7 protein-coding genes and 1 pseudogene are annotated in these 8,476 nt (G+C 34.6%); 7 read left to right on the top strand and 1 reads right to left on the bottom strand.

All coding sequences use genetic code 11. From position 1 onward, the window contains the following. Nucleotides 1-90: 90 nt before the first annotated feature. Nucleotides 91-273: a hypothetical protein gene (locus tag AB8B65_RS11395; RefSeq protein WP_405301135.1), complete on the bottom strand. Its 183-nt coding sequence runs from the start codon at nt 271-273 to the stop codon at nt 91-93. Nucleotides 274-463: 190 nt separating this feature from the next. On the opposite strand from AB8B65_RS11395, the gene rlmD reads away from it, so the two are divergent. From rlmD to AB8B65_RS11360, 7 genes and pseudogenes are all read left to right on the top strand, one after another. Then, on the top strand, nt 464-1,876 hold the full coding sequence (gene rlmD, locus AB8B65_RS11390) for a 23S rRNA (uracil(1939)-C(5))-methyltransferase RlmD (protein ID WP_405301134.1): 1,413 nt from the start codon (nt 464-466) through the stop codon (nt 1,874-1,876). A gap of 82 nt (nt 1,877-1,958) precedes the next feature. Next, complete coding sequence (locus AB8B65_RS11385) at nt 1,959-2,534, top strand: DUF6452 family protein (protein WP_405301133.1); 576 nt, start codon at nt 1,959-1,961, stop codon at nt 2,532-2,534. Next, nucleotides 2,515-3,273, top strand: a complete 759-nt coding sequence (locus AB8B65_RS11380; protein ID WP_405301132.1) for a DUF6048 family protein — start codon at nt 2,515-2,517, stop codon at nt 3,271-3,273. Before AB8B65_RS11385 ends, AB8B65_RS11380 begins: the two co-directional genes overlap by 20 nt. Nucleotides 3,274-3,387: 114 nt before the next feature. Then, complete coding sequence (locus AB8B65_RS11375; protein WP_405301131.1) at nt 3,388-3,636, top strand: hypothetical protein; 249 nt, start codon at nt 3,388-3,390, stop codon at nt 3,634-3,636. 20 nt (nt 3,637-3,656) lie between these two features. Then, nucleotides 3,657-4,769 carry a hypothetical protein gene (locus AB8B65_RS11370; RefSeq protein WP_405301130.1) on the top strand — a complete coding sequence of 371 codons (1,113 nt, stop codon included), beginning with the start codon at nt 3,657-3,659 and terminating at the stop codon, nt 4,767-4,769. A 145-nt stretch (nt 4,770-4,914) separates the two neighbouring features. Next, nucleotides 4,915-8,187, top strand: coding sequence for a PDZ domain-containing protein (locus tag AB8B65_RS11365; RefSeq protein WP_405301128.1), 3,273 nt, complete (start codon nt 4,915-4,917; stop codon nt 8,185-8,187). Nucleotides 8,188-8,191: 4 nt separating this feature from the next. Continuing rightward, nucleotides 8,192-8,476 (top strand): annotated as a pseudogene (locus tag AB8B65_RS11360) (phosphohydrolase); the annotation flags it as partial.

The following is an 8,476-nucleotide window of genomic DNA, read 5'->3' as shown; positions in this document are numbered from 1 at the left end:
CTGGAGGTTTCGTTGTTAATTCTTTTCATTGTTTATTTGGGTTTTCAAGGAATTTAAACAAATTTATGTAAATCATTAGATGAAATCGTATCATTGATACCATATTAGAGTAGGCTCATTTCCTTTTTGTACTAGCATAAGTAGCTGTATGATAAGCCCACACCATGTCTGTATTTCACTAGCATTTTGATTATCTCCAAGGAAGTATTTAAGAGGGAAATTTTGTTTACGACTTTTAAACATTATCTCTATTTGCCATCTGTGTTTGTAGATATCAGCAATCTTGTCTGGTGCAATTAAAAAATTGTTAGAAATAAATTCATATACTTTTTCTTTCTCGCTATCCCAAAAATAAATAACTCAAAATCCACCTACTCCACAATGAATCAAAACTTTTAGCATTTTTTTAAAGATTCGCCCAATAAATAATATATATATTTACCGCTATTGTTATTTTTGCCACATGGGAAGAAAGAATCGTAAAAAATTGTTTGAAAATGTAACTGTTGTTGATACGGCTACAAAAGGGAAAACAGTTGCCAAAACGGAAGATGGAAATGTAATATTTTTACCGAATGCCGTTCCTGGTGATGTGGTTGATATTCAAACATATAAGAAGCGAAAATCATTTTACGAAGGGAAAGCTGTAAAGTTTCATTCGTATTCAGATAAACGTACCGAACCTATTTGCGAACATTTTGGTACTTGTGGTGGTTGCAAATGGCAACACATGGCGTACGAACACCAATTGTTTTATAAGCAAAAGGAAGTTCTGAACAACTTAACGCGTATTGGAAAGGTTGAATTGCCTGAGCTAATACCAATTTTAGGAAGTGCCGAACAGTATTTTTATCGTAATAAAATGGAGTTCTCGTTTTCAGATAGTCGTTGGTTAACCCAAGAAGAAGTTGATTCAGAAGAAGATTTAGGCGACAGAAATGCACTTGGATTTCATATTCCAGGGATGTGGGACAAGATTTTAGATGTAAAGAAATGTCACTTACAAGCCGATCCTTCAAACGCAATCCGTAATGCCGTAAAAGCGTTTGCTACTGAAAATGATATTGCTTTCTTTAATACACGCCATCAAACAGGATTGTTGCGTACATTAATGTTGCGTACTTCGTCGATTGGTGAAGTAATGGTGTTGATTCAATTCTATCAAGAAGATACAGAAAAACGCGAATTACTATTAAACTATTTAAAAGAGACGTTTCCTGAAATTACAGCGTTATTGTATGTAATTAACGGAAAAGGAAATGATACAATTTACGATCAGCAAGTAATCTGTTTTCATGGACGCGATCATATTTTTGAGGAAATGGAAGGTTTGAAATTTAAGATAAATGCCAAATCATTCTATCAAACAAATTCTGATCAAGCTTATGAGTTGTACAAAATTACACGCGATTTTGCAGGTTTAGCTGGTGATGAATTGGTATACGATTTATACACAGGAACTGGAACCATCGCACAATTCGTTTCAAAAAAAGCAAACAAAGTAATTGGTGTAGAATCCGTTCCAGAAGCAATTGAAGCTGCCAAAGAAAATGCTGCTTTTAATGATATTACGAATACCGAGTTTTTTGTTGGTGATATGAAAAAGGTATTTAATGCCGAATTCATCAATGCGCACGGAATTCCAGATGTTATTATTACAGATCCGCCACGTGACGGAATGCACGCAGATGTAGTACAACAAATTTTAAATATTGCGCCAAAAAAAGTAGTATATGTAAGTTGTAATAGCGCAACACAAGCACGCGATTTGGCATTGATGGATGCAACCTACAAAGTAACGAAAGTACAAGCGGTGGATATGTTTCCACAAACGCATCACATTGAAAACGTTGTACTTTTAGAAAGAAGAAATTAAAATATATGAAATGAGCCATCACAATCTATTGATATGATTTTTGGCGAATTCCATCTGAAAGAATACATAAAATAAAAAACAGATGAAAAAGTTATCCTATATAGGAATTTTAGGAATGCTCGTTACCGCAGCATTTGTATCGTTTTCCTGTGAAAAAGATGATATTTGTGTCGAAGGAACCATTACAACACCATTGTTGGTCATTGAGTTTTTTGATGCAGATATATTTACTGCTACAAATGAAGATGTCGCGAAAAATGTAACAGATTTATGGGTAGAAGCAGTTAATCCAAATACAGAAGTTATTGATGGTAATACGTTTATTGTAGATCCTATTCAAACCACTGCACAAACAACAAGCACAGTTTCTATTCCGTTGCGTACACTAGAAAGCACGACCGAATATCGCTTTTTTACAAATTATGAATTAGACGATGATGGAAATCAGTTAGGAAATGAAGACATATTGACATTTGCCTATCAACCCGAAGAAATTTTTCTTTCGCGCGCCTGCGGATACATTACCAATTACACTTTTGAAGACAATCCTGAAGTTACGGTTGATACTGATAACTGGATAAATCCAACCACAGGAACTGTAGTGGCTGTGCAAATTGTTCAAAACGAAAACGAAACACATGTTAAAATATATCACTAGTATATTCGCTATTTTAGTTTGTAGCGTAAGTTTTGCCCAAATTACTGAGGTAGAGAAAGCAAAGGCAAATGATACGATTCCAAAATTAGACACATTTCCACTTCGAATTGGTTTCGATATTAGCAAACCTATCCGAATGTTTTTGGAAGACGATTACCAAGGTTTTGAAGTTGCTGCCGATTTTAGACTGACACGAAAGTTTTATATCGCGGCTGAATTTGGAAGTGAGAAGAAAACCGTTGACGAAGCGCAAATAAACTTTACCACGCAAGGAAGTTTTGCTAAAATTGGGTTTGACTTTAATGCCTACGAAAATTGGTTTGGAATGGAAAATGCCATAGTTGTAGGAATGCGTTATGGATACAGTTCGCACAAGCAAACACTTAATAGTTACACAAACTATCAAACCAATCAACATGTAGATGCTACAAGCGTATTAACACAAACGCCTGGCACGGAATTTTCGAGTCTTAACGGACATTGGATTGAAGTCGTTGCCGGAATAAAAGCTGAAGTATTAAACAATATTTACATGGGATTTAGCGTGCGTTTGAATCGATTAATGAGTACAAAAGAACCAGAAAACTTTCAAAACCTATTCATTCCAGGATTTAACAAAGTTACGACAGACAATAATGTGGGTGCAGGATTCAATTATACCATAAGCTATTCAATTCCAATCTATAAAAAAGCACGAAAGAAAAAGGTTGAAGAAGAAGAAAAACCGACATTAGAATAATCTTTTCTCGGAAATAAATCATGTAATATGTCTTTATAATTTACCGTACAACTAATCTATTTCATTGATTATCGGCTAATTAATTATATTTGATATCTAACCAATAACAATTACATGAAATCTATACTTTACGTTGTAGTATTTATTTTTGCAATAAGTAACATACAATTTGTATCCGCGCAAACTAGCGAAACTCCACTTACAGACTACCAATGGAAACGTAAAAAAACGAAGAAAGAAGCAGGTTTTGTCGTATTAAAATCTGGAAAACGTTTAGAAGGAACTATTAGCTTAAAAGGTTCTACAACAAGTATTAGCGAAGTTATTTTTGAAGGCGATGGAAAAAAATCGACTTTCCTGTAGCTGCTTTAAAGTCGTACGGATTGTTGCGAAAAAGTGCTCCGTCAGGCGGAAACACTACGGATGCAAATTCGGGTCCAATAAGTGACAGTCCAGAAAGCATGTACGAATGGATTGATGGCGGAACCGTGATGGGAAAAAAGGTCGAAAATTCAGAAAAACGCGAAGGATATGTCATTTTAAAAGATGGAACACGTCATGATGGCGAATTGCGACTTCGTAAAAAAGATGGCGTTATTGTAACATATATTGTTAGAGCAGAAGGAAAGAAAAAGCAAAAAGGAAAAATGTCTAAAGTTGCGCGTTATGGCTACACCGTAAGCGAAGAAGAAGTAAAACAAGAAAACTTAGAAGAACTTGCAGATGATTTTTATGCAGGATCCGTTGAAACTGCTGATGGAACTTTTTCAGGAGAAGTTTCTCAAGTAAATATTATGGGGAAGTTTTATGCCAAACAAATTCTTTTAAAAGATGCTGCTGGAAAACTTTCTGAATATGACACAAAAACCGTTACTTCTTTCACTCAGAATGTAAAAGGTGAAACCAAAACGTATATTGTATTTGAAGATGTTTTTATTGAAGAAGAATTCAACGGAAATACTTTTCAATTGTTCAGAAATCCAAATCCGACCTCAACCAATAAATTCTTAACAGGTTTAGTCAAAGAAACGGTTGCTATTGGAAGTAATGCATTGGCGCAAGAAATTGCTCGTAAAGATGCCAAAAACAACAATTACACGACAAATATGGATAGTATTATTGGTGTATCAACTCCCGAACAATTAATGGCAATTCGTGATGGTTTTGCAAAACTTGGTGGATATAATACGTATCAAGAAGCATTGGACAAAAGTGATAACGAATCGCTTAAAAACAATATCAACGCAATTGAACTAGCACTAGCTGGAAACAAAATTAGAAATAGCGAAGGTGGATTATTGAATAAAGAATGGATCATCCTAAACAAAGCTACAGGAGAAAAAACAGTAGTTTACAGAGGCGACTATAAAAACAGGATTGAACCACTTTTAAAAGGTTGTTACGAATATTTATCTTTAGATCGTGGCGATCAGCGACAGTTTGAAAAATGGCGAAACTTACAAAAAACAGTCAAAATGTTAGATGGTTGTTATTAACCAATCACATCAAAAAAATTAACTTAAAAGCTATCGGAAACGATGGCTTTTTTATTGCGCTCAAAATCGTTTTTACTTCACAATTAACACAGTTGTTTACTGATTTTTTTAGTATCTTCCATCAATCAAAAAATACTAAATACCAATGACCAAAAGTTACCAACTTACACTTCACATGTTAGCTGTATTCGCATTTTTAACTACTACAATAGTTTGCAATGCGCAAAACACAAAAGATACGCGTTTAATGACCGATCCTGCAATTAGTAAAGATAAAATTGCCTTTATCTATGCAGAAGATTTGTGGGTTGCCAATAGAGATGGCTCCAACCCTATTCGTTTAACAATTGATGAAGGTATTGAATCACGCCCAGTATTCTCCCCAGATGGTTCAAAAATAGCATTTAGCGCAGAATATGACGGAAATACAGATGTTTTTATTGTAGATGCTAACGGAGGAATTCCAAAACGACTGACTTGGAATCCTTACTATGACCGTGTACGTGGTTTTGATGCTTCAGGAGAAAATATACTTTTCGCTTCTAGAAGACATAGTCATGTATACGCACATCGACAATTATATTTGGTAAATATTAACGGTGGACCTGTGACAAAACTTCCTGTTCCAACTGCACATTACGCATCATATTCGCCAGATAATAAATATATCGCTTACACACCTTTTCCAAATGCACATGAACAATGGAAAAATTACCGAGGTGGACGACAAGCACGTATTTGGATTTACAATGTCGACAATCATGAAATTGTAGAAATCCCGAAACCTACTGCTGGTAGTAACGATACAAATCCACAATGGATTGGAAATACAGTATATTTTAGATCGGATAGAAACGGAGAATTCAATATGTATTCATACGATATGAATTCGAAAAAAATTACACAACACTCAGAATATGAAAAATTCCCAATCTTGGGAATGACATCTGATTACAAAGATTTAATCTATGAACAAGAAGGTTATTTACACATATACAATCCCATACAAAAGAAAAGTTCAAAATTAACTATTGGAATTGCAACCGATTTATTAGAAATGCGACCACGTTTTGTTTCTGGAAAAAAATATATAAATAATATATCTATTTCTCCTACTGGAAAACGATTAGTTGCTGATTTTAGAGGTGAAATTATTACGATTCCTGTTAAAAAAGGAGATGTAAACAATCTTACTGAAACTGTTGATGTCCATGAAAAATCTCCGAAATGGTCACCCGATGGAAGACTTATTGCTTACCTCTCTGATGCTTCTGGAGAATATGAATTACATATACAAAATATTCAAGATAAAAGTATCAAGAATATAAAACTTGGCGATGGAGGTTTCTATGGAGACCTACATTGGTCTCCTGACGGAAAAAAAATAAGCTATAGTGATCATACACGAAGTTTCTACATATTAGATATTGCTTCTAAAAAAAGTACTAAAATTGCCTCTGATGTTATGAACAGAGGTGGTTCAATAGGTTATTTATTTCGTTCATGGTCACACAATTCTAAATGGATTACGTATGTAGTAGTAACAGAAACACTTTTTGAAAAAGCATATATATACGCTGTAGATCAAAATAAATCGTATGCTATTTCTGATGGTTCATCTCACGTAGATGAAGCTATTTTTGACCCTAGCGGTAAATATGTGTATATGACTGCTTCAACAGATGCTGGCCCTGTGGTTAATTGGTTTGATTTATCTAATAGAGATTCTGAAATGACAAATTTAATATACGTAGTTACCTTACGAAAAGATATTATCTCTCCATTAGCTAAAAAGAATGATGAAGAAGCAATTATAACCAAAACGAAAGAAGAGAAAACCAAAACAGACAAAAAAGAAGTAAGTGACTTTACTATTGATTTTGAGGGTATTCAAAATAGAGTTGTTGCACTTCCTATTAAATCTGGACATTATGCAAATTTAGCTTCTGTCAAAGAAGGCGAGTTATTATATATTTCTAGAAAACCACATTCAAGTTATTACGGTTCACATTCGCTAAAAAGATATAATCTTTCTGATCAAAAAGAAAAAGAAATCATGAAGGCTTCATGGTTTGACATTTCAGCTGATGGAAAGAAAATGCTATACTACAAGCAAGGTAACTACGGTGTCGTCAATGTAGGTTCAAAACCTAGTAACTCTGAGGTTAGTTTATCATCAATCAAGGTTAAAATTGATCCTCCTAAAGAATGGCGCAATATTTTTAATGAAGCTTGGCGTGTAAATCGTGACTATTTTTATGATCCGAACATGCATGGACTTGATTGGAAGAAAACAAAAAAGAAATATGAACCATTTTTAGCTGATGTAACTACGCAAAATGATTTATATAGAGTAATGAAATGGATGTTTAGTGAGCTAAGTGTTGGACATCATGCTTTTGGTCGTACCAGAGATTGGTTGCATGATGCTCCATACATAAATGGAGGTTTGCTAGGTGCTGACTATGAAATTAATGACAATCGCTATCAAATTACAAAAATATACGGAGGATCTAACTGGACGCCTAGTTTACGAGCTCCATTAAATGAACCAGGTATTAATGTAAATGTTGGCGATTATATTATAAAAGTGAATGGAAAGGATGTCACAGGTACACAAAACATATATGCCTTTTTTGAAAATACCGTAGACAAAATTGTTACACTTACTGTTTCAACAAAAGCAGATGGTTCTAACGCTCGCACATACAAAGTTGTCCCTATTTATGACGAAATTAATCTTAGAAGTCTTAGTTGGGTTGAAGAAAATATCAAAAAAGTAGATGAAGCAACAAACGGACAAATAGGCTATGTCTTTGTTCCTAATACTAGTGACAGAGGGCACGAATATTTTAAACGCTATTTTTATCCACAAACCAATAAAAAAGGAATTATTGTGGATGAGCGCTTTAATGGCGGTGGTCATTTAGCTGATTATTATTTAGATATTTTAAATAGAAAAAAGATGGCAAATTGGAGTTTCAGTCATGGTAAAACTATGTCTACTCCTAGTGCTTCTATTGACGGACCCAAAGTATTACTTATTAATGAAGCCGCTGGTTCTGGTGGTGATTATTTCCCTTGGGCTTTCCGTAAGATGAATTTGGGTACTATTGTTGGGAAAACAACTTGGGGAGGATTAGTTGGTGTTTCGGGCTTTCCTAGATTTATAGATGGTGGCTATGTAACCGCTCCACACTTTGGTTTTTGGGATGAAAATGGTTATGGAATTGAAAATGTTGGTGTAGCGCCTGATGTAGATGTAGAACAATTACCAAAGGATGTAATTGCTGGAAAAGATCCACAATTGGAAAAGGCGATTGAAATTGTGTTGAAGCAACTCAAAGAAAACCCACCTAAAGTACCAAAAAGACCAAAATTTCCTATTAGAGTTCGAAAAGAACAGAACAAATTATAGTTATATGACCATTAACGAAAAAGCACGCAACTACGCCTCTGAGAAACACAGCGCTGTTAATCATCACTATGATGAATATCCGTATGAATTTCATTTGCAAATGGTTGCTAATACTGCAAAACAATTTATACACTTAATTCCCGCTAATGCGCAACATAATGTGTTGGCTGGTTGTTGGGTTCATGATGTTATTGAAGATGCTCGTGAGACTTACAACGATGTCAAAAACGCATTGAATGAAGACATTGCCGAGCTTGCCTATGCATTAACAAACGACAAAGGTCGTACA

This window comes from Kordia sp., assembly GCF_045105435.1.
Taxonomy (GTDB): domain Bacteria; phylum Bacteroidota; class Bacteroidia; order Flavobacteriales; family Flavobacteriaceae; genus Kordia.
Note: the sequence above shows the minus strand (reverse complement) of the source record. Positions and strands in the feature narration are given on the sequence as shown.

What these genes read in the sequence shown, in the direction of transcription:
- rlmD (WP_405301134.1), top strand. Translation starts at nt 464, where the DNA reads ATGGGAAGAAAGAATCGTAAAAAATTGTTTGAAAATGTAACTGTTGTT.
- AB8B65_RS11385 (WP_405301133.1), top strand. Translation starts at nt 1,959, where the DNA reads ATGAAAAAGTTATCCTATATAGGAATTTTAGGAATGCTCGTTACCGCA.
- AB8B65_RS11380 (WP_405301132.1), top strand. Translation starts at nt 2,515, where the DNA reads ATGTTAAAATATATCACTAGTATATTCGCTATTTTAGTTTGTAGCGTA.
- AB8B65_RS11375 (WP_405301131.1), top strand. Translation starts at nt 3,388, where the DNA reads ATGAAATCTATACTTTACGTTGTAGTATTTATTTTTGCAATAAGTAAC.
- AB8B65_RS11365 (WP_405301128.1), top strand. Translation starts at nt 4,915, where the DNA reads ATGACCAAAAGTTACCAACTTACACTTCACATGTTAGCTGTATTCGCA.